At 68.6% G+C, this 18,091-nt stretch carries 21 protein-coding genes; 9 read left to right on the top strand and 12 right to left on the bottom strand.

Features of this window, described 5'->3' with window-relative positions; genetic code table 11:
• The first annotated feature begins 20 nt into the window (after window positions 1–20).
• Together ACGFIS_RS28220 and ACGFIS_RS28225 are read left to right on the top strand one after the other, a co-directional pair.
• Window positions 21–1,256, top strand: coding sequence for an enolase C-terminal domain-like protein (locus ACGFIS_RS28220; RefSeq protein WP_392973148.1), 1,236 nt, complete (start codon window positions 21–23; stop codon window positions 1,254–1,256).
• 9 nt (window positions 1,257–1,265) lie between these two features.
• Complete coding sequence (locus ACGFIS_RS28225) at window positions 1,266–1,736, top strand: GNAT family N-acetyltransferase (protein WP_392901162.1); 471 nt, start codon at window positions 1,266–1,268, stop codon at window positions 1,734–1,736.
• 63 nt (window positions 1,737–1,799) lie between these two features.
• Here the strand turns inward: ACGFIS_RS28225 and sodN are convergent, their stop codons facing one another.
• Window positions 1,800–2,234, bottom strand: a complete 435-nt coding sequence (sodN, locus tag ACGFIS_RS28230) for a superoxide dismutase, Ni (RefSeq protein WP_392901164.1) — start codon at window positions 2,232–2,234, stop codon at window positions 1,800–1,802.
• Between the two features lie 156 nt (window positions 2,235–2,390).
• Between sodN and ACGFIS_RS28235 the strand changes: the two genes are divergently transcribed.
• Window positions 2,391–2,864, top strand: a complete 474-nt coding sequence (locus tag ACGFIS_RS28235; RefSeq protein WP_392901166.1) for a S24 family peptidase — start codon at window positions 2,391–2,393, stop codon at window positions 2,862–2,864.
• On the opposite strand, the gene ACGFIS_RS28240 is transcribed toward ACGFIS_RS28235, so the two are convergent.
• A complete protein-coding gene (locus ACGFIS_RS28240; protein ID WP_392973150.1) occupies window positions 2,765–3,328 on the bottom strand; it encodes a CGNR zinc finger domain-containing protein in 564 nt (187 codons plus the stop codon). The two genes, ACGFIS_RS28235 and ACGFIS_RS28240, sit on opposite strands and share 100 nt — an antisense overlap.
• Window positions 3,329–3,539: 211 nt before the next feature.
• Window positions 3,540–4,730: an NADP-dependent malic enzyme gene (locus tag ACGFIS_RS28245; RefSeq protein WP_392901170.1), complete on the bottom strand. Its 1,191-nt coding sequence runs from the start codon at window positions 4,728–4,730 to the stop codon at window positions 3,540–3,542.
• A gap of 370 nt (window positions 4,731–5,100) precedes the next feature.
• Here ACGFIS_RS28245 and ACGFIS_RS28250 point away from each other — a divergent pair, with 370 nt between their 5' ends.
• The 3 genes from ACGFIS_RS28250 (at window position 5,101) to ACGFIS_RS28260 (ending at window position 7,758) form a co-directional block, all read left to right on the top strand.
• Window positions 5,101–6,009 (top strand): ABC transporter substrate-binding protein, encoded by a 909-nt coding sequence (locus ACGFIS_RS28250; protein ID WP_392901172.1) that lies wholly within the window; start codon window positions 5,101–5,103, stop codon window positions 6,007–6,009.
• Between the two features lie 4 nt (window positions 6,010–6,013).
• Complete coding sequence (locus ACGFIS_RS28255; RefSeq protein ID WP_392901174.1) at window positions 6,014–6,922, top strand: amino acid ABC transporter permease; 909 nt, start codon at window positions 6,014–6,016, stop codon at window positions 6,920–6,922.
• Window positions 6,923–7,005: 83 nt separating this feature from the next.
• Window positions 7,006–7,758 carry an amino acid ABC transporter ATP-binding protein gene (locus ACGFIS_RS28260; RefSeq protein WP_392901451.1) on the top strand — a complete coding sequence of 251 codons (753 nt, stop codon included), beginning with the start codon at window positions 7,006–7,008 and terminating at the stop codon, window positions 7,756–7,758.
• Between the two features lie 66 nt (window positions 7,759–7,824).
• Here the strand turns inward: ACGFIS_RS28260 and ACGFIS_RS28265 are convergent, their stop codons facing one another.
• The 5 genes from ACGFIS_RS28265 to ACGFIS_RS28285 all read right to left on the bottom strand — a co-directional run bounded on the left by ACGFIS_RS28265 (window position 7,825) and on the right by ACGFIS_RS28285 (window position 9,884).
• Window positions 7,825–8,028: a BldC family transcriptional regulator gene (locus ACGFIS_RS28265; RefSeq protein ID WP_392901177.1), complete on the bottom strand. Its 204-nt coding sequence runs from the start codon at window positions 8,026–8,028 to the stop codon at window positions 7,825–7,827.
• A gap of 128 nt (window positions 8,029–8,156) precedes the next feature.
• Complete coding sequence (locus ACGFIS_RS28270) at window positions 8,157–8,579, bottom strand: hypothetical protein (protein ID WP_392973152.1); 423 nt, start codon at window positions 8,577–8,579, stop codon at window positions 8,157–8,159.
• On the bottom strand, window positions 8,576–8,815 hold the full coding sequence (locus tag ACGFIS_RS28275; RefSeq protein WP_392901181.1) for a hypothetical protein: 240 nt from the start codon (window positions 8,813–8,815) through the stop codon (window positions 8,576–8,578). Before ACGFIS_RS28275 ends, ACGFIS_RS28270 begins: the two co-directional genes overlap by 4 nt.
• Window positions 8,816–8,919: 104 nt before the next feature.
• Window positions 8,920–9,408 (bottom strand): hypothetical protein, encoded by a 489-nt coding sequence (locus tag ACGFIS_RS28280; RefSeq protein ID WP_392901183.1) that lies wholly within the window; start codon window positions 9,406–9,408, stop codon window positions 8,920–8,922.
• A gap of 56 nt (window positions 9,409–9,464) precedes the next feature.
• Window positions 9,465–9,884: an ATP-binding protein gene (locus ACGFIS_RS28285; RefSeq protein WP_392901185.1), complete on the bottom strand. Its 420-nt coding sequence runs from the start codon at window positions 9,882–9,884 to the stop codon at window positions 9,465–9,467.
• Window positions 9,885–10,023: 139 nt separating this feature from the next.
• On the opposite strand from ACGFIS_RS28285, the gene ACGFIS_RS28290 reads away from it, so the two are divergent.
• The 3 genes from ACGFIS_RS28290 to ACGFIS_RS28300 all read left to right on the top strand — a co-directional run bounded on the left by ACGFIS_RS28290 (window position 10,024) and on the right by ACGFIS_RS28300 (window position 12,155).
• Window positions 10,024–10,827, top strand: coding sequence for a Scr1 family TA system antitoxin-like transcriptional regulator (locus ACGFIS_RS28290; RefSeq protein ID WP_392901187.1), 804 nt, complete (start codon window positions 10,024–10,026; stop codon window positions 10,825–10,827).
• Window positions 10,824–11,021, top strand: coding sequence for a DUF397 domain-containing protein (locus ACGFIS_RS28295; protein ID WP_392901189.1), 198 nt, complete (start codon window positions 10,824–10,826; stop codon window positions 11,019–11,021). Before ACGFIS_RS28290 ends, ACGFIS_RS28295 begins: the two co-directional genes overlap by 4 nt.
• A gap of 165 nt (window positions 11,022–11,186) precedes the next feature.
• Window positions 11,187–12,155 carry a zinc-binding dehydrogenase gene (locus ACGFIS_RS28300; protein ID WP_392973154.1) on the top strand — a complete coding sequence of 323 codons (969 nt, stop codon included), beginning with the start codon at window positions 11,187–11,189 and terminating at the stop codon, window positions 12,153–12,155.
• Between the two features lie 36 nt (window positions 12,156–12,191).
• On the opposite strand, the gene ACGFIS_RS28305 is transcribed toward ACGFIS_RS28300, so the two are convergent.
• The 4 genes from ACGFIS_RS28305 to ACGFIS_RS28320 form a co-directional block, all read right to left on the bottom strand.
• Window positions 12,192–12,953: a PadR family transcriptional regulator gene (locus ACGFIS_RS28305; protein ID WP_392901193.1), complete on the bottom strand. Its 762-nt coding sequence runs from the start codon at window positions 12,951–12,953 to the stop codon at window positions 12,192–12,194.
• Between the two features lie 10 nt (window positions 12,954–12,963).
• Window positions 12,964–13,788: a DUF4097 domain-containing protein gene (locus ACGFIS_RS28310; RefSeq protein ID WP_392901195.1), complete on the bottom strand. Its 825-nt coding sequence runs from the start codon at window positions 13,786–13,788 to the stop codon at window positions 12,964–12,966.
• A 94-nt stretch (window positions 13,789–13,882) separates the two neighbouring features.
• On the bottom strand, window positions 13,883–14,062 hold the full coding sequence (locus ACGFIS_RS28315) for a DUF6104 family protein (protein WP_392901197.1): 180 nt from the start codon (window positions 14,060–14,062) through the stop codon (window positions 13,883–13,885).
• Window positions 14,063–14,194: 132 nt separating this feature from the next.
• The gene (locus ACGFIS_RS28320) at window positions 14,195–17,920 is read right to left on the bottom strand and encodes a multifunctional oxoglutarate decarboxylase/oxoglutarate dehydrogenase thiamine pyrophosphate-binding subunit/dihydrolipoyllysine-residue succinyltransferase subunit (protein ID WP_392973156.1); all 3,726 of its coding nucleotides are present in this window, start codon (window positions 17,918–17,920) and stop codon (window positions 14,195–14,197) included.
• Window positions 17,921–18,091 lie beyond the last annotated feature (171 nt).

Below are 18,091 nucleotides of genomic sequence, written 5' to 3' on the forward strand. Positions count from 1 at the left end.
CGAGCATGGATCGGAAGCACATGAAGATCACAGGTATCCGCGCCACCACGGTCACCGTGCCGCTGGAGGCGCCGCTCCTGCACAGCAACGGCGCGCACTGGGGCCGCTTCGTCCGGACGATCGTGGAGGTCGAGGCCGACAACGGCCTCGTCGGGCTCGGCGAGATGGGCGGCGGCGGGCAGAGCGCCGAGGCCGCCTTCCAGGCCCTCGCGCCGCATCTGGAGGGACACGACCCGTTCGAGCTGGAGACCCTCCGTTTCAAGATCGCCAACCCTACGGCGAGCCTCTACAACAACCGCACGCAGATCCTCGCCGCGATCGAGTTCGCCTGCCTGGACCTCGTCGGCCAGTACCTCGGCGTCCCGGTGCACGACCTGCTCGGCGGCCGTATCCGCGACTCCGTTCCGTTCGCGTCCTACCTCTTCTACCGGTATCCGGGCGCGGGCGGGGCACCGGAGGTCCGCACCCCGGACCAGCTCGTCGAGCACGCCCGCGCGCTCAAGGACCTGCACGGGTTCGGCGTCCACAAGCTCAAGGGCGGCGTCTTCCCGCCCGGCCACGAACTGGAGTGCTACAAGGCGCTCGCGGACGCGTTCCCCGGCGACCGCTTCCGCTACGACCCCAACTCCGTGCTCAGCCTGGAGGAGGGGCTGCGGTTCGGGAAGGCGATCGAGGACCTCGACAACGACTACCTCGAAGACCCCGTCCTCGGCCTGGAGGGGCTCCGGCTCGTGCGCGAGCGGGTGAACGTCCCCCTCGCCACCAACACCGTCGTCGTGAACTTCGAGCAGCTCGCCGCCAACGTGCTGCGCCGCAGCGCGGACGTCGTCCTCCTCGACACCACGTTCTGGGGCGGCATCCGTCCCTGTGTGAAGGCCGCCGCCGTGTGCGAGACGTTCCAGATCGGCGTGGCCGTGCACTCCTCCGGCGAGCTCGGCATCCAGCTCGCCACCATGCTGCACCTCGGCGCCGTCCTGCCGAACCTCACCTACGCCGCCGACGCCCACTACCACCACCTCACCGACGACGTCATCGAGGGCGGCCCGATGCGCTACGCGGACGGCAGGATCACGGTTCCGCCGGGCCCCGGCCTCGGCGTCCGCCTGGACCGCGACAAGGTCGCCGAGTACGCCGAGCTGTACCGGGAACTCGGCGGCTACCCCTACGACCGCGACCCCGGCCGGCCCGGCTGGTACCCGCTCGTCCCCAACGACCGCTGGGCCGACCCGTCCGTGCCGCTCGCCCCGCTCGAATAACCTTCCGATGTGATCCGATTCGCGACCCCGAACGACGTCCCCGGCATCCTGCGGCTGATCCGCGACCTCGCGGAGTACGAGCGCGCCCTGCACGAGGTGAAGGCCACCGAGGAGCAACTGCGCGAGAGTCTTTTCTGCGACGACCCCAAGGTCTTCGCTCATGTCGCCGAGCATGAGGGCCGGGTCGTCGGGGTCTCGTTGTGGTTCCTCACGTTCTCCACGTGGAACGGCACGCACGGCATCTACCTGGAGGACCTGTACGTCGACCCGGACGTCCGCGGTCACGGCCACGGCAAGGCCCTGCTCACCGAACTGACCCGCATCGCCGACGAACGCGGCTACGGCCGCGTCGAATGGGCCGTCCTCAACTGGAACACGCCGGCCATCGGCTTCTACGAGTCCCTCGGCGCACGCCCGCAGGACGAGTGGACGGTCTACCGCCTCACCGGCGACGCCCTCACCAGGGCGGCCCGATCCTGAAGGCGGGCCGAGCATGAACAAGGCCCAGCCCGGTCCCGGGCTGGGCCTCATAGTCCGGGCCGGTCAGCCCTTCTTGGTCTCCCAGAAGATGTCGCTGATCTCGGAGATCTTCGCGAGCAGGTCGTCGGCGACCTTGGTGTCCATGGTGGCCTTGGTGCCGCCGCCACCGCCGGCGAGCTTGGTGGCCTCGTTGAACAGCTGGTGGAGCTGCGGGTACTTCTCGAAGTGCGGCGGCTTGAAGTAGTCCGTCCAGAGCACCCACAGGTGGTGCTTGACCAGCTCCGAGCGCTGCTCCTTGATCAGGATCGCCCGGGCGCGGAACTCGGGGTCCTCGTTGGCGGCGTACTTCTCAGTGATCGCCTTGACCGACTCGGCCTCGATCCGGGCCTGCGCCGGGTCGTAGACGCCACACGGCAGGTCGCAGTGCGCGGAGACCGTCGTCTTCGGGCGCAGAAGCTTGAGCAACACCTGCGAATCCCTTCCCTCGTTGCGGATCATGGTCAGGGCACCGACATTACCCTTGTGCTCCCGGGCACGTCCGGCCAGGGCGCTCGGTATTTCGCCCTAAGACCCGGGCCGCGGCGCGGTCCGGAACCCTTCCAGCAGTGTTCATGACCGCCGCCCGCCGATCTATGCGGGCCGACGAGGAGGATCATGCGGGTGCGCCCGGTGGTGTGGGGCCCGGTGGTGTGGGGCCCGGTGGTGTGGGGACTGACCGCCGCGGCGGTGGCCGCGGTGGTCGCGCTGCGGCGGCTGCCGGCCGTCGAGGTCGCCGGCGACTCGATGCTGCCCGGGCTGCGGCCGGGGGACTGGCTGCTCGTGCGCGCCGGGGCCTGTCTCGTGCCGGGCGACATCGTCGTCGCGCGGCATCCGGAGCGTCCCGGGCTCCTCATCGTCAAACGCGCCGGCCACCGGTCGGGGGACGGATGGTGGCTGGAGAGCGACAACCAGGGCGCCCCGGGCCGCCGCGACAGCTGGGACTTCGGTGCCGTGCCCGACGCACTGGTGGTCGGGCGGGTCGTCGCCCGCTACTGGCCGCCCTCGCGCGCCGGGATGGTCACGCGGGGCGCACTCGGGTCGCAGGCGGCGGTCACGCTCGGCCGGCCGGCGCAGCGGTCGGAACAGTAGCGGCGCGAGCGGTTCGCGGTCGTGTCGAAGAACACCTGCTCGCAGCCGTCCGCCTTGCACAGCCCGAGCCGGTCGATGCCCCGGGACGCGATCTTCGCCGCGAGGCCCATCGCCGCACGGGCCGCATAACGGTCGGGTATCGACCCGGCCTCGTTGAAGTGCAGATGCCAGTCCTGGCCGTCGTGGCGGGAGACCTTCGGATGGACCGGATGATGGATCAGCAGGGTGTTGAGGCGGTCCACGGCGTCGTCCTCGTCCCCGCGTGCGGCGGAGTCGAAGATCGCGCGGAGTTGCGCGCGGAGTTCGCGCATGGCGTCGAGATCGCGGTGCGCGATCCGCCCCCCGAGATGCGGCCGGTGCACCAGCAGGGCCCGCAGCCCTTCGAGATCACGCAGGTCGTCCTCCCGGTCGCGCTGCGTGTTCACGAGATCGATCGCCAAGTCTGCGTACGAGGCGAGGTTCACTTTCGCTCCCTGACGGACTCGACCTGATCGGACGAACTGGCCAGGTGTTATTCCCCCGTGGCGGAAAATACACGGATTCTTGGGAAAAGGGGCCGTGACCAGGGGATGCCGGCGAAACGAAACCGAACGAATTCGCGATCATCGGCGCGGCCCGCGTTCCACGGCGGGAACGCGGGCCGTCCGCAATGCAAGATCGGGAATGCGGCCCGGATCAGATCCGGTTGACGCCCTCCGTGCGGGCCTGCTCGGCCACCGCACGGGTGACGGCCGGGGCGACGCGGTCGTCGAACGGGCCGGGGATGACGTAGTCGGCGGTGAGGTCCTCGCCGACGATGTCGGCGAGCGCGTTGGCCGCGGCCAGCTTCATGCCCTCGGTGATCGAGCGCGCCCGGACGTCCAGCGCGCCGCGGAAGATGCCCGGGAACGCCAGCACGTTGTTGATCTGGTTCGGGTAGTCGCTGCGGCCGGTCGCCACGACCTTGGCGTGCCGCCGCGCCACCTCGGGGTGCACCTCGGGGGTGGGGTTGGACAGCGCGAAGACGATCGCGTTCTCCGACATCGTGGCGACGCACGACTCGTGGACGGTGCCGCCGGACAGGCCGATGAAGACGTCGGCGCCGCGCAGCGCCTCCTCCGTGGAGCCCTTGAGGTGCGACCGGTTGGTGATCGCGGCGATCTGCGTCTTGACCGGGTTCAGCCCGTCCCGGCCCTCGTAGATGAGGCCCTTGCTGTCCGACAGCGCTATGTCGCCGATGCCGCCCTCGATCAGCATCTTGGAGACGGCGATGCCGGACGCGCCCGCGCCGGCGACGACCGCGCGCAGCTCCGACAGCGGCTTGCCGACCAGGCGGGCCGCGTTCTTGAGGGCGGCGAGCGCCACGATCGCGGTGCCGTGCTGGTCGTCGTGGAAGACGGGGATGTCGAGCGCGGCGCGGAGCCGGTCCTCGATCTCGAAGCAGCGGGGGGCGCTGATGTCCTCCAGGTTGATGCCGCCGAAGCTCGGCGCCATCCGGATCACGGTGTCGACGATCTCGTCCACGCCCGTGCAGTTCAGCGCGATCGGCACGGAGTCGACGTCGGCGAACTCCTTGAACAGCAGGGACTTGCCCTCCATGACCGGCATGGACGCGGCCGGCCCGATGTCGCCGAGGCCGAGCACGGCGGTGCCGTCGGTGATGACGGCGACGACCCTGGACGTCCAGGTGTAGTCGTAGGCCAGTTCGGGGCGGTCGGCGATCGCGGTGCACACCCGGGCGACGCCCGGCGTGTAGGCCAGCGAAAGATCGTCCTTGTTGCGGACCGGAATGGTCGACCGCATTTCCAGCTTGCCGCCGCGGTGCAGCGAGAAGGCCGGATCATCGTCGAGCGAGGATGGTTCGGTGGGAATGGGCTCAGCAGCCACAGCGACCCCTGTCAGTGAAAGTTGGCTTTCTTGCGATGCCGCCGCGGTGGTGGAGGCGTGGTGGCCGGTCACCTGGAGGTCATCTCGCGACGTACGGGGGTCACCCGTTGTGCGATTCTCTCATACCGCCCCCCGCCGACCCGGCGGCCGGGGTGGTGGTGACCGTCACGTGGGGGCTGGGGACGGTCGCCACATGTGGCAGGCCGGTCGCAGAGGGTACACGCGGGACGGGGGTGGCGTACGGTTCCGGCGCTCCGTCGTTGCGTGATTGTTTCGGACCCTTTATCCAGATCAGGGAGGTTGTACGCCAAAATATGCACCTGACCTTCGGATCTGTACGGATCCGAACGCAACCACTTGGAGGGGGACCATGAGCATCGGTTCTCTGCGCCGTCGCGCCGTCGCGGCGAGCGCGCTCGTGCTGACGGGCGCACTCGCCCTGTCCGCATGTGGCGACAGTAACGACTCGGGAGACTCCGGCGACTCCGGCTCGAACACGAGCGCGGACGCGAAGCTGGCGGCCATGGTCCCGGACGCGATCAAGAGCGATGGCAAGATCGTCATCGGCACGGACGCGTCCTACCCGCCGAACGAGTCCGTCGACCCGGCCACCCAGAAGATCGTCGGCTGGGACATCGAGCTCTTCGACGCCGTCGCGGCCAAGCTCGGCCTGAAGACCCAGTACAACAACGCCGGCTTCGACACGATCATCCCCGGTGTCCAGTCGGGCAAGTACGAGGCCGGCATCTCCTCGTTCACCGACACCAAGGAGCGCGAGCAGGCCGTCGACTTCGTCACCTACTACTCGGCCGGGACGGCCTGGGCGGCGCTCAAGGGCAACCCCAAGGGCGTCAACCCCGAGGACGCCTGCGGCAAGAGCATCGGCGTTCAGCAGGGCACCGTGCAGGTCGAGGACCTCACGGCGAAGAGCAAGGAGTGCACGGACGCCGGCAAGCCGGCCATCAAGCAGGTCGTCCGCAAGCAGCAGACCGAGGTCAACAACGACCTGGTCGCCGGCAAGGTGGACGCGATGGCCGCAGACTCGCCGATCATCGGTGACGCGGTCAAGAAGACCGGCAAGCTGGAGATCATCGGCGAGGTCTACGACACCGCGCCGTACGGCTACACCTTCGGCAAGAACTCCGGCCAGTTCAAGGACGCCGTGCTGGGCGCGGTGAAGGCGCTCATCGCCGACGGCACCTACAAGAAGATTCTGACGGAGTACGGCGTGGAGAGCGGCGCGATCACCGAACCGGCGATCAACGCCGCACAGAGCTGATCGCATGACGGTCGACGTCGAGAAGGGGCGGCCCGAAGCGATTCGGGCCGTCCCCGTCCGGCATCCCGGCCGCTGGGTCGCGGCGGCGGTCGTGGTCGTGCTGATCGCGATGTTCGTCCACTTCCTGGTGACCAGTGATGCGCTGGACTGGCCGGAGCAGCGCAAGTACATCACCTCCGAAGCGGTGCTCAAGGGCGTCTGGCGCACCATCGCGCTGACCGTCGCCGCGATGGTGGGCGGCATGCTGCTCGGCACCGTCCTCGCCCTGATGCGGTTGTCGGCCAACCCGCTGCTGAGCGGTGCGGCCTGGGGTTACCTGTGGTTCTTCCGCGGCACGCCGCTCTACACGCAGCTGCTCATCTGGGGCGCGATCGGCTCGCTGTTCCCGACGGTCGGCATCGGCATCCCGTTCGGACCGGAGTTCCACACCTGGGAGACGCAGGCGCTGGTCACCCCGATGCTCGCGGCGGGGCTCGGACTGATCCTCAACGAGGCCGCCTACATGGCCGAGATCGTCCGGGCCGGGATCCTGTCGGTGGACGAGGGCCAGCAGGAGGCGGCGAGCGCCCTCGGCATGTCCCGGATGCAGACCATGGGCCGGATCGTGCTGCCGCAGGCGATGCGGGTCATCGTCCCGCCGACCGGCAACGAAGTGCTCTCCATGATGAAGAACACCTCGCTGGTGGCCGCCATCCCGTTCTCCGAGCTGACCTTCACCGCGCAGACCATCTACGCCAGCACCTACAAGATCATCCCGATGCTGGTGATGGCGTGCCTGTGGTACCTGCTGCTCTCCTCGGTCCTGATGATCGGCCAGTACTACCTTGAGCGCTACTTCAGCCGGGGAGTCGGCAAGGGAACGACGCCGCGCGGGCACCGGATCCGCTTCCGGGGCGGAGGCGGCGGCCAATGAGCGGAGGTGACGACATCGTGGGTGACGACAAGGTGAGCGACCCCCTCGCCAAGCGGCCTCCCGCGGCCGAGAGCGGCGGCCTGATGGTCAAGGCCGAGCGGGTGCACAAGTCGTTCGGCCGGCTGGAGGTGCTGAAGGGCATCGACCTGGAGGTCCGGCAGGGCGAGGTGATGTGCGTCGTCGGCCCGTCCGGGTCGGGCAAGTCCACCTTCCTGCGCTGCATCAACCACCTGGAGAAGATCAACGCCGGGCGGCTGTGGGTGAACGGCCACCTGGTCGGCTACCGGCAGCAGGGCGGCAAGCTCTACGAACTGCGCGACAAGGAGGTCGCCGCGCAGCGCCGCGAGATCGGCATGGTGTTCCAGCGCTTCAACCTCTTCCCCCACAGGACGGCGCTGGAGAACGTCATGGGGGCGCCGATCTGGGTCAAGGGGCTGCCGAGGGACCAGGTCCGGCAGCAGGCGATCACCCTGCTCGAACGGGTCGGGCTGAGCGAGAAGGCGCAGTCCTACCCGTCGCAGCTGTCCGGCGGGCAGCAGCAGCGGGTGGCGATCGCGCGGGCGCTCGCGATGGAGCCCGCGCTGATGCTGTTCGACGAGCCGACGTCCGCCCTGGACCCCGAGCTGGTCGGCGAGGTCCTGGAGGTCATGAAGCAGCTCGCCCTCGACGGCATGACCATGGTCGTGGTCACCCACGAGATGGGATTCGCCCGCGAGGTCGGCGACTCGCTGGTCTTCATGGACGACGGCGTCGTGGTCGAGAAGGGCACGCCCCGCGAGATCCTGGCCAACCCGCAGCACCGGCGCACCCAGGACTTCCTCTCCAAGGTTCTCTGATCGCCCTCCGGTTTCTTCCACGGCGAAGGGGCCCCACTTCATCTGGGGCCCCTTCGTCACCATCGCCTATTCCGTTCGCCGCCGCGAGGCTTCCGCGAGCAGTGCCCGAACCTCCGCTTCTCGGTAGCGGCGGTGTCCCCCGAGCGTGCGGACGGTGGAGAGCTTCCCCGCCCGCGCCCACCGCGTGACCGTCTTGGCGTCCACGCGGAACATCATCGCCACCTCAGCCGGGGTGAGGAGAGCATCGAACTCCGTCGTCTTCGATCCCATGTGTCGGGGTCTCCTGTCGTGCACGTGAAGAGGCCCCACGCCACGCGGGGCCTCCATGGTTCACGTCTTGTGCCGTTCGCTAAGCCGATAGACCACCTACCCTCACTTCGGGACGGCAGGGATCCGCCTCACGTCATGAGCAAGGCGAGTACCTGGTCGATTTGCCGGGCGGGAAAGTACGGGTCCGCGCCGGGCCGACGCCCAAGAGCTGTGATCGGGCTGCTGCACTCCCAGCCCTGTCCCGCGGTGATGTCCGCCGCCAGGGCGACGAGCCGCTCGGCGTCTTCAAGGGGCATCTGCAGCCAGGCGAAGCCATCCCAGAAAGCGGCGTAGCGGATCCTGCGCGGCTTCGGGTACAGCCACCCTCCGCCGTAGATGCTTGCGCCGACGTCTTCGCAGCATTGGAAGGTCCCGATGCCCGTGTCCCAGAGCGCTTGGACGAGAGGCACCATCCGCCAGTCGATCTGAACGTGCTCACCGCCCGGTGTGGTGAGCATCTCGAAGGTGTGTACCTGAACGGCATTGGACGTGTGGGGGTTCTGCTGACTCATCGCAGGACTCCTCGGTACTCTGCCCAGCGCCGCACATCGGCCAGGTAGGGGCCGATCCACTCCGCGGAGATCATCTTGTGGCGGCGGGTCCACACGGCGGTGTGCGATCGGGCGTACTGGTCGATGGACGCGGGTTCTGCCTCCCGCCAGGCGGGGAACTGGTGCAGCCACTCCTCGGCCGAGGCGGGGGTATGCCCGGCCGACAGCAGCCAGGGGATCATCTGTCCCATCTCCACCCACGGGGCTCCATGGCTGACGAAGGCCCAGTCCACGATGTAGACCGCGTCTCCGGGGGTGATGAGGACGTTCGGTCATTCCAGTCGCTTCGGTTCATATGTCCCTACAGTTTGGTGAGGCGGCCCTGGCAGATGTCCGAGCAGCAGCTCGTTCCCGTCTCCCAGAACCGGTCGTCCACCGGCCATCCGCAGTGGCGCATCGCCCGGACGGTGATGGCGACCGACCGGCCGCTGGTGATGGATGAGTTGGTGACCGGGACGTGGTCGATGAACCGGTCGCCCGTCAGCTTCTTGCAGAATTCCCGGTAGTCCGCGGTCAGGTCCAGGAAAGCGTGCAAGGCGTCGTCGATTTCCTTCGACGGCGTGAGGTGGTTGAACTCCTCCTCGTCCTGCACGATGCCCTCGGGCGGGCTGGACGGGTCGTACTCGGCGGTCGTCGCGAGGAAGCAGAGCATCTGCTCCACCGTTGACTCGGCGTAGAAGCGGGCGACGTACAGATACTCGTCCCGAAGACGCCCCACGAGCCGGTCGAACAGGTCAGAGGAGATCAGCTCCCGGGGGTTGCGGGCAGGGGCTTGGACTGCGGGTGTCATGTGCCTTCTCCGAACTTGAGGCAGGATGGGCCAGGCCGGCGACCAGAGATCAGGAGTCACGCCGACACCGTCAGCTCTGCGCCGATGACTTTCCGGTCATCGTCTTCCCAGCGCATCCACCACCGCGCGCACAGTTCGGCGACCAGGGGGAGACCCCGACCGCTTTCGGAACGGTCCGACATGGGGATGAGAATGGCCGGTTCCGGGATGCTGTCGCAGACCTCGATGACCGGGCGGCGGCCCTCCAGATGGCAGCGGAAGCGGATGTCCTGGGTGACCCCGTACTTTTCGGAGGCGAGTATGGCATTCGTTACCAACTCGGAAGCGACGAGACGGGGAACGAAGTCGTCCCCCAGTCCCCAGTGGTCCCAGGCCACGGCGACCAGATCCCGGGCGATCTTCACCGACTCGCGAACGGGTTTCAGAGTGAGGTCGAAGTCGTCTTTGTGGGGATTCGAGTGGCTCTGGGGGTGCATGATGCTTCCGAATTCGTCGTGGCCTTGTGCTGTCTGACACATATCCTCAAGCGCCGGGCTACCCTCTGCTAGGGAACTGCGCCTACGCATGCCCCCCTACGCCTACAGTCCGCTGTAGGCAGGCCAGAGAGGTTCGGACATGCCGGACATTGACCCCATGGCATCGGCTCTCGACCTCTACCTGTTCCATATGAAGCGGCTACGAGAAGCCAGGAGCCTTTCTCAAGAGGCCCTCGGCGCCAAAGTCGATTACACGGGGAAGTTCATCGGGCTCGTGGAGACCAAGAGGCGCCGTCCCAACGTGAAGCTCTCCGCCGCCATGGACGAACTGTTCGGCATGAAGAAGTTCTTCGAGGCGTTGCTCCCCCGCATCGCCGAGGAGGCCGGTCTCCCGCCCGGCTTCTGGGAGTACGTCGAGGAGGAGGCCCGGGCCTCCCAGATCCGGATGTACAACCAGAACTACATCCCGGGCCTACTCCAAACCGAGGACTACGCCAGAGCCGTCGTGAAGGTCGGCAGGCGTCCCGACAGGGTCGAGGAGCTGGTGTCGACTCGAATGGAACGACAGGAGATCCTGCAACGGGATGTTCCCCCGAACGTCGTCGTCCTTCTGGAGGAGGGAGTCCTCCGGAAGATGGCAGGTGACCCCGAGATCACCCGGCAGCAGCTCTCTCACCTGCTGAAGCTCATTCAAGAGCCCAACATCGCCATCTACGTCATCCCGGCCAATGCCCAGGTCTTCCCGGAGAGTAGTTTTACCGTCCTATCCTTCGACAGCGATCCCGATATGGGGTACGAGGAGTCCGTTGGGGGGCGAGGTCGCCTACTGGAGGCGGGCTCGCAGGTCACAGAGCTTGGAGTAGGGTTCGAAGTAATCAGGGAATCAGCCCTGACAGCGGCCGATTCCGAAGCTCTGATCCGTTCGTTGATGGAGAGTGGATGAACAAGCAGGCCACGCAGTGGCGCAAGAGCAGCTACAGCGGCGGGGAAGGTGGTCAGTGCGTTGAGCTGGCCTCGCTGGGCGGCTCTGTCGGTATCCGAGACAGCAAGAACCCCCGCACCCCCCACCTCGCTGTCGGCCGGGAGGCACTGTCGAGCCTTCTCGGTCGTATCAAGGCCGGGGAACTGGACTTTTAGGGCCGGTTGACGGCTCTTCGGGCCGCACTTTCCGCTTCATCGAGCTTGGCGAGACGCTCGGCTGGGTTTTCCCAGCCGAGCGTTCTGCGCTGCGGGACGCAAGGACAACCCCTCGGACCGGGGGCGGGCCGTTCGGGGTGCCGGGCGGGCGGTTAGTGTGCGTTCATGTTCGCTGTCACGGCTACGCAGATCGACGCAGACAATCCGCTGACCGGGCTGACGGCGGGGGAGGCGCCAGAACCCGAGGTCCCGGACGGCTGGACGACCGTCACGGTGAAGGCCGCCGCGCTCAACCACCACGACCTGTGGTCCCTCAAGGGGGTCGGGCTGTCCGCCGACAGCCTCCCGATGATCCTCGGCTGCGACGCGGCCGGGGTGGACGAGGACGGCAACGAGGTCATCGTCCACTCGGTGATCGGCGACCCCGCGCGGGGCGGCGGCGACGAGACCCTCGACCCGAAGCGGTCGCTGCTCTCGGAGACGCATCCGGGGACGCTGGCCGAGAAGGTCGCGGTGCCGCGCCGCAACCTCGTCCCCAAGCCCGCCGAGCTGTCGTTCGAGGAGGCGGCCTGCCTGCCGACCGCGTGGCTCACCGCCTACCGGATGCTGTTCGACAAGGCCGGCCTGCAGCCGGGCGCGTCCGTCCTGGTGCAGGGCGCGGGCGGCGGCGTCGCGTCCGCCGCGATCGCGCTGGCGTCGGCGGCCGGCTACCGCGTCTACGCGACCAGCCGCAGCGAGGCCAAGCGCAAGCGGGCGCAGGAGCTCGGGGCGGACGCGGCGCTGGAGACGGGCGCGCGGCTCCCCGAGCGGGTGGACGCCGTCATCGAGACCGTCGGGCAGGCGACCTGGTCGCATTCGCTGAAGTCGCTGAAGCCCGGCGGCAGGATCGTGGTGTCGGGCGCCACCAGCGGCCAGGTGCCGCCGGCGGAGCTGAACCGGGTGTTCTTCCTGCAGCTCCAGGTGATCGGCTCCACGATGGGGACGCGCGACCAGTTGGAGCGGCTGGCGCGGTTCCTGGTCAAGACGGGCACCAGGCCGCCGATCGACCGGATGCTGCCGCTGAGCCGGGCCCGCGAGGGCTTCGCCGCGATGGCCGAGGGCGACCTCTTCGGAAAGATCGTCTTCACGCCCTGAGCCGGGTGGTGCGGGCCGTGGCCGGGGGCGTCCCGGTCACGGCCCGCCGTGCTCGTCCTTGGCGTGCTCGTCCTTGCCGGTGCCATGCCCGTTCCGGTGGAGGACCTCGTCCTTGAGGCGGGCGCGGGCCTCCTCCAGGATCGCCTGGGCGGCGGCGAGGCCGTCGTCGTCGAGGCGGGAGTGCTTCGCGGCCTTGCGGACGTCCTCGACGAACGTGCGGAGCAGGCGCTCCAGCTTGAGCCGGACGATGTCCTCGCGCGAACCGGTCGCCGTCTTCCAGGCTTCGTCCCAGTTCTGCCGCCACTCCTCCTTCCACGCCTGCTTCTGATCGCGCCAGAGCCGCCGCCACTCGTCCTTCTGCCGGTCGGCGGTCTCCTTCCACGCCTCCTTGGACGTGGCCTTGCCCTCGTCGCGCATCGTCCGGGCGGCCTGCGTGAGCTCCTCGCGCAGCGACCGGACGGTCTGCCGGACGTCCTCCTGCACGCCGCGCGCGAACTCCTGCGCCGAGGCGGCGATCTCCTCCTCCAGATCGGCCAGCTCGTCCATCCGGCGTTCCAGTTCCCCGCGGCCCTTGTCGGTCAGCGAGTACACCTTCTTGCCCTTGATCACCTCATGGGTGACCAGGCCCTCGGACTCCAGCCGGGCCAGCCGCGGGTAGATCGTGCCGGGGGAGGGCGAGTAGACCCCGAGGAACCGGTCCTGCAGCAGCCGGATCACCTCATAGCCGTGCCGCGGGCTCTCCTCCAGCAGCTTCAGCAGGTACAGCCGCAGCCTGCCGTGGCCGAAAACGGGGCTCACGTTGGGTTCCTCACTTCTGCGTTCGGGGTGCGGTGATCTCCGGTTCGGCGTCGTCGCGGCCGAGGAGGGTGATCGGGCCGGACACCGTGTTGACCGTGAGCCGCCCCGAGCCGTCCCCGAGCTTGCCGGCGACGCTGTGCGCCACGGGCCGCTCCTGCCGGCCGAGTTCGGGGAAGGACGTCTCGATCCGCCCGGCGGCCGAGTTCAGCGTGACCTGGGCGCCGGCGGACTCGGGGATGCGCAGCGCGACCTCGCCGGAGACGGTGTTGACGTCGACCCTGCTGTCGCCGGTCAGGCTGACGTCGGCGGCGATGCGGCCGCTGACCGCCCGCGCCGCCAGGTGGTCGAGGGACCCGCCGGCCAGGGACAGGTCGCCGGACACGGACGTGAACGACACCGTCCCGTCCAGGCCCTGTGCCTCGATCGCGCCGGAGACGGTGTTGGCGTCGATCGCGCCGGCCACCTCGTCGAGCGTGACGTCGCCGGACGCGCTCTTGATGGACGTGCGGGCCGTCATGCCGGTCACGACGGCGTCCGCCGACACCAGGTTCAGGGTGAGCGGGCAGTCGTGCGGGACGGTCACGGTGATGGAGGCGCGGCATCGCTGCGTGCGCAGCCACGTCAGCACGCCCTCCCACAGCTTCTCGTGGGTGATCGTGAGCATGCCGGCCTCATGAGTGATCACCAGTGGCGGGCCCTCGACGTCGCCGACGATGATGGACGGCCGCTCGTCGGAGGCGAGCACCGAGATGTTCCCCGCGATCAGGGTGGCCCGCAGCGCGACCGCGCCGTCGAAGTCGAGTGTGGTCGGTTCGTCGATCGTCCAGCGCGACATCGGGATCTGCCCCTTCGTCCGAGCGTCCTCTGACCAGTAAACACGATATGTCGCGTTCTTGAAAAGTCAAGATGTATCGCGTTCACGGCGACGGTCAATCGTCGTCCTCGTCGTCCAGGCGGGCGAGCCAGGTGGCCAGCCGGTCGACGGGCGTCTCGAACTCGGGGTTGAGGTCCACGAACTCGCGCAGCCGCTCCGCCAGCCACGCCAGGCTGACCTCCTCCTCGCCGCGCCGGTCCGTCAGCTCCTCGATGCCCCGATCGGTGAAGTACATGGCCTGATTCCACTCTCTGCGATTCCACCCGCTGCGATTCCGCGCGCGGACGCCGAAGGCCCCGGCGCAGCGCACCGGAGCCCTCGGGTCTACGTCGTTCTGATCCGTGATGCCGGGGTTCCCCCCGGCCGCCTATCTCTGCTCGCCGAACAGGCGGGCGAGCAGCGCCTCCTGCTCCGCCTGATGCATCTTCGCCGAACCCACCGCCGGGGACGAGGACGCCGGGCGCGACACCCGCGACATCCGCAGACCCTCGATGTGGTGCGACAGCTTCAGCGCCATGAACGGCCAGGCGCCCATGTTGGCCGGCTCGTCCTGGACCCACACGACCTCGGCGTCCGCCGGGTACTTCGCCAGCTCCGCCTTGATCTCGTCCACCGGCGGCGGGTACAGCCGCTCGACCCGCACGACCGCGGTGTCGTTCGCGCCCGCCGCCTCCCGGGACTTCATCACCTCGTAGTAGATCTTGCCGGTGGTCAGCAGCACCCGCCGCACGCCCGCCGGGTCGATCGCCGGATCGGCGTCCGGGATCACCGGCAGGAACGCGCCGCCGGTGATCTCCGCGACCGGGGACGTGGCCGCCTTCAGCCGCAGCAGCGACTTCGGCGTGAACACCACCAGCGGCTTGTTGCGGCCCGACAGCACCTGCCAGCGCAGCAGATGGAAGTAGTTCGCCGGAGTCGTCGGGTACACGACCGTCATGTTGTCCTGCGCGCACAGCTGCAGGAAGCGCTCGATGCGGGCGGACGAGTGGTCGGGCCCCTGCCCCTCGTAGCCGTGCGGCAGCAGCAGCACCACACCGGAGTGCTGGCCCCACTTCTGCTCACCGGACGAGATGTACTCGTCCACGATGCTCTGGGCGCCGTTGGCGAAGTCGCCGAACTGGGCCTCCCACGCGACCAGCGCGTCCGGGCGGGTCATCGAGTAGCCGTACTCGAAGCCCATCGCCGCGTACTCGCTGAGCAGCGAGTCGTGGACGTAGAACTTCGACACGCCCTGCCCGAACTGCTTGAGCGGTGTGTACTCCTCACCGGTCTTGCGGTCCACCAGCACCGCGTGCCGCTGGCCGAACGTCCCGCGCCGGGTGTCCTGTCCGACGAGCCGCACCGGGCGGCCGTCGATCAGCAGCGAGCCCATCGCCAGCAGCTCGCCGGTCGCCCAGTCGATCGCGTCGTCCTCGATCATCTGGGCGCGGCGCTGCAGGATCGGCTGGAGCCGCGGATGCGGGGTGAAGCCCTCCGGCAGGCTGACCTGCGACTCGATGATCCGCTTGACGGTCTCCTGGGGGATCGCCGACCCGGCCTTGCCGTGGTCGATCGGGATCCGCTCCTCGACGTCCGGCTTCACGACCGAACCCGGCTCCTGGGGCCGCTTCACGGCCTCGCGGGTCTCGGTGAAGGCCCGCTCCAGCTGCTCCTGGTAGTCGCGCAGCGCCTGCTCGGCCTCCTCGACCGTGATGTCGCCGCGGCCGATCAGGGCCTCGGTGTACAGCTTGCGGACCGACCGCTTCGCGTCGATCAGGTCGTACATCAGCGGCTGGGTGAACGACGGGTTCTCACCCTCGTTGTGGCCCCGGCGCCGGTAGCAGACCATGTCGATGACGACGTCCTTCTTGAACGTCTGCCGGTACTCGAACGCCAGCCGCGCCACCCGCGCGCACGCCTCCGGGTCGTCGCCGTTGACGTGGAAGATCGGCGCCTGGATCATCCGGGCCACGTCCGTGGAGTAGACGCTGGAACGCGAGTACTCGGGGGCGGTGGTGAAGCCCACCTGGTTGTTGATCACCACGTGCACGGTGCCGCCGGTGCGGTAGCCGCGCAGCTGCGACAGGTTCAGCGTCTCGGCCACCACGCCCTGCCCCGCGAACGCGGCGTCGCCGTGGAGCAGCACGGGCAGGACGCTGAAGCCGGCCTCGCCGACGTCGAGGAGGTCCTGCTTGGCGCGGACGACGCCCTCCAGCACCGGGTCGACCGTCTCCAGGTGCGACGGGTTCGCGACCAGCTCGCAGTGGATCTTGGAGCCGTCGTCGGCGACGAAGTCACCGGACGCGCCGAGGTGGTACTTCACGTCGCCGGAGCCCTGCGCGCTGCGCGGGTCGAGGTTGCCCTCGAACTCGCCGAAGATCTGCCCGTAGGACTTGCCGACGATGTTGGCCAGCACGTTCAGCCGGCCGCGGTGCGCCATGCCGATGACGACCTCGTCCAGGCTGTCCTTCGCCGCCGCCGAGATCACCGAGTCCAGCAGCGGTATGACCGACTCGCCGCCCTCCAGCGAGAACCGCTTCTGCCCGACGAACTTCGTCTGCAGGAACGTCTCGAACGCCTCGGCGCTGTTCAGCCGGCGCAGCACGTGCAGCTGCTCCTCGCGCGACGGCTTGTCGTGCGGGACCTCCACGCGCTCCTGGATCCAGGCCCGCTCCTCCGGGTCCTGCATGTGCATGTACTCGATGCCGACCGTCCGGCAGTAGGCCATGCGCAGCACGCCGAGGATCTCGCGCAGCTTCATCGTCGGCTTGCCGCCGAACCCGCCCGTCGCGAACTCGCGCTCCAGGTCCCACAGCGTCAGGCCGTGGCGGAGGATGTCCAGGTCGGGGTGGCGGCGCTGCTTGTACTCCAGCGGGTCGGTGTCGGCCATCAGGTGGCCGCGGACCCGGTAGGCGTGGATCAGCTCGTGCACCCGGGCGACCTTGGCGACGTCGTCCTCGTGGCTCGCGGAGATGTCCTTGACCCAGCGCACCGGCTCGTACGGGATGCGCAGCGCCTCGAAGATCTCGTCGTAGAAGCCGTCCGCGCCGAGCAGCAACTCGTGGATGCGGCGCAGGAAGTCGCCGGACTGCGCGCCCTGGATGATCCGGTGGTCGTAGGTGGAGGTCAGCGTCATCACCTTGCTGATCCCCATCCGCGACAGCGTGTCGCTGGACGCGCCCGCGAACTCGGCCGGGTACTCCATGGAGCCCACGCCGATGATCGTCCCCTGGCCGGCCATCAGCCGCGGCACCGAGTGCACCGTCCCGATCGTGCCCGGGTTCGTCAGGCTGATCGTGGTGCCCTGGTAGTCCTCGATGGTGAGCTTGTTGCCGCGCGCCTTGCGGACGATCTCCTCGTAGGCGGCCCAGAACTGGCGGAAGTCCAGCGTGTCGGCGGCCTTGATGCTCGGCACCACCAGCTGCCGCGAGCCGTCGCTCTTCTGCAGGTCGATCGCCAGGCCGAAGTTGACGTGCTCCGGCCGGATCATCACCGGCTTGCCGTCCACCTCGGTGTAGGCGGTGTTCATCTCCGGCATCGCGGCGAGCGCCTTGACGATCGCGTACCCGATCAGGTGGGTGAACGAGACCTTGCCGCCGCGCCCGCGCTTCAGGTGGTTGTTGATGACGATGCGGTTGTCGATCAGCAACTTGGCCGGGATGGTGCGCACGCTCGTCGCGGTCGGCACGCTCAGGCTGGACTCCATGTTGGTGACCGTCCTGGCGGCGACACCGCGCAGCCTGACCTCCTCGGCGCCCGCCGGCACCGGCGGAGGCGCCGGCTTCTTCGCGGCCTTCTTGTCCGCCTTCGGGGCGGCCTTGGCCCCGGGCGCGGAGGCCTTGGGGGGCTCGACCGGCCGCTGTGGTGTCGGCGGAGCGCCCGTGCCGTTCGGCGCCGCGCTCTGGGCTGAGGCCTGGGGCGCCCCGGGGGACGCCGGCGTCACGGACCCGGGCCGGCTGTCCGGCCGGTAGTCCGCGAAAAAGTTCCACCAAGCCTCGTCAACCGAGCTGGGGTCCTCGAGGTACTTCTGGTACAGCTCGTCGACCAGCCACTCGTTGGCACCGAAGTCTGTCATCGTTGGGTCGGCACTAGTTTGCGACGACTCTGTCGACACGGCGGAGATCGCCCTCTTCCGCAGCTCGCAGGTAATTTCTAAGACGCATCAAGGCTACTCGTTCTTGCTCGCCCCCCAAGCCAGCACGCTGGGCGTCGCGCCCGCGCCGCGCCAATATGGCCGAACATGCCGAAGTCAGGACCGTGACTTCGGCAGTGTTCACCAGGTCCG

Origin of the sequence: Spirillospora sp. NPDC048824 (assembly GCF_043198455.1) — a bacterium.
GTDB lineage: Bacteria > Actinomycetota > Actinomycetes > Streptosporangiales > Streptosporangiaceae > Spirillospora.

Excerpts from the sequence above, each read along its gene's own strand:
- ACGFIS_RS28300 (WP_392973154.1), top strand. The coding sequence starts at position 11,187 with ATGTTCGCTGTCACGGCTACGCAGATCGACGCAGACAATCCGCTGACC.
- ACGFIS_RS28290 (WP_392901187.1), top strand. The coding sequence starts at position 10,024 with ATGCCGGACATTGACCCCATGGCATCGGCTCTCGACCTCTACCTGTTC.
- ACGFIS_RS28270 (WP_392973152.1), bottom strand. The coding sequence starts at position 8,579 with ATGAGTCAGCAGAACCCCCACACGTCCAATGCCGTTCAGGTACACACC.
- ACGFIS_RS28265 (WP_392901177.1), bottom strand. The coding sequence starts at position 8,028 with ATGGGATCGAAGACGACGGAGTTCGATGCTCTCCTCACCCCGGCTGAG.
- ACGFIS_RS28260 (WP_392901451.1), top strand. The coding sequence starts at position 7,006 with ATGGTCAAGGCCGAGCGGGTGCACAAGTCGTTCGGCCGGCTGGAGGTG.
- ACGFIS_RS28310 (WP_392901195.1), bottom strand. The coding sequence starts at position 13,788 with ATGTCGCGCTGGACGATCGACGAACCGACCACACTCGACTTCGACGGC.
- ACGFIS_RS28255 (WP_392901174.1), top strand. The coding sequence starts at position 6,014 with ATGACGGTCGACGTCGAGAAGGGGCGGCCCGAAGCGATTCGGGCCGTC.
- sodN (WP_392901164.1), bottom strand. The coding sequence starts at position 2,234 with ATGATCCGCAACGAGGGAAGGGATTCGCAGGTGTTGCTCAAGCTTCTG.
- ACGFIS_RS28220 (WP_392973148.1), top strand. The coding sequence starts at position 21 with ATGAAGATCACAGGTATCCGCGCCACCACGGTCACCGTGCCGCTGGAG.
- ACGFIS_RS28295 (WP_392901189.1), top strand. The coding sequence starts at position 10,824 with ATGAACAAGCAGGCCACGCAGTGGCGCAAGAGCAGCTACAGCGGCGGG.
- ACGFIS_RS28250 (WP_392901172.1), top strand. The coding sequence starts at position 5,101 with ATGAGCATCGGTTCTCTGCGCCGTCGCGCCGTCGCGGCGAGCGCGCTC.
- ACGFIS_RS28280 (WP_392901183.1), bottom strand. The coding sequence starts at position 9,408 with ATGACACCCGCAGTCCAAGCCCCTGCCCGCAACCCCCGGGAGCTGATC.
- ACGFIS_RS28315 (WP_392901197.1), bottom strand. The coding sequence starts at position 14,062 with ATGTACTTCACCGATCGGGGCATCGAGGAGCTGACGGACCGGCGCGGC.
- ACGFIS_RS28285 (WP_392901185.1), bottom strand. The coding sequence starts at position 9,884 with ATGCACCCCCAGAGCCACTCGAATCCCCACAAAGACGACTTCGACCTC.
- ACGFIS_RS28235 (WP_392901166.1), top strand. The coding sequence starts at position 2,391 with ATGCGGGTGCGCCCGGTGGTGTGGGGCCCGGTGGTGTGGGGCCCGGTG.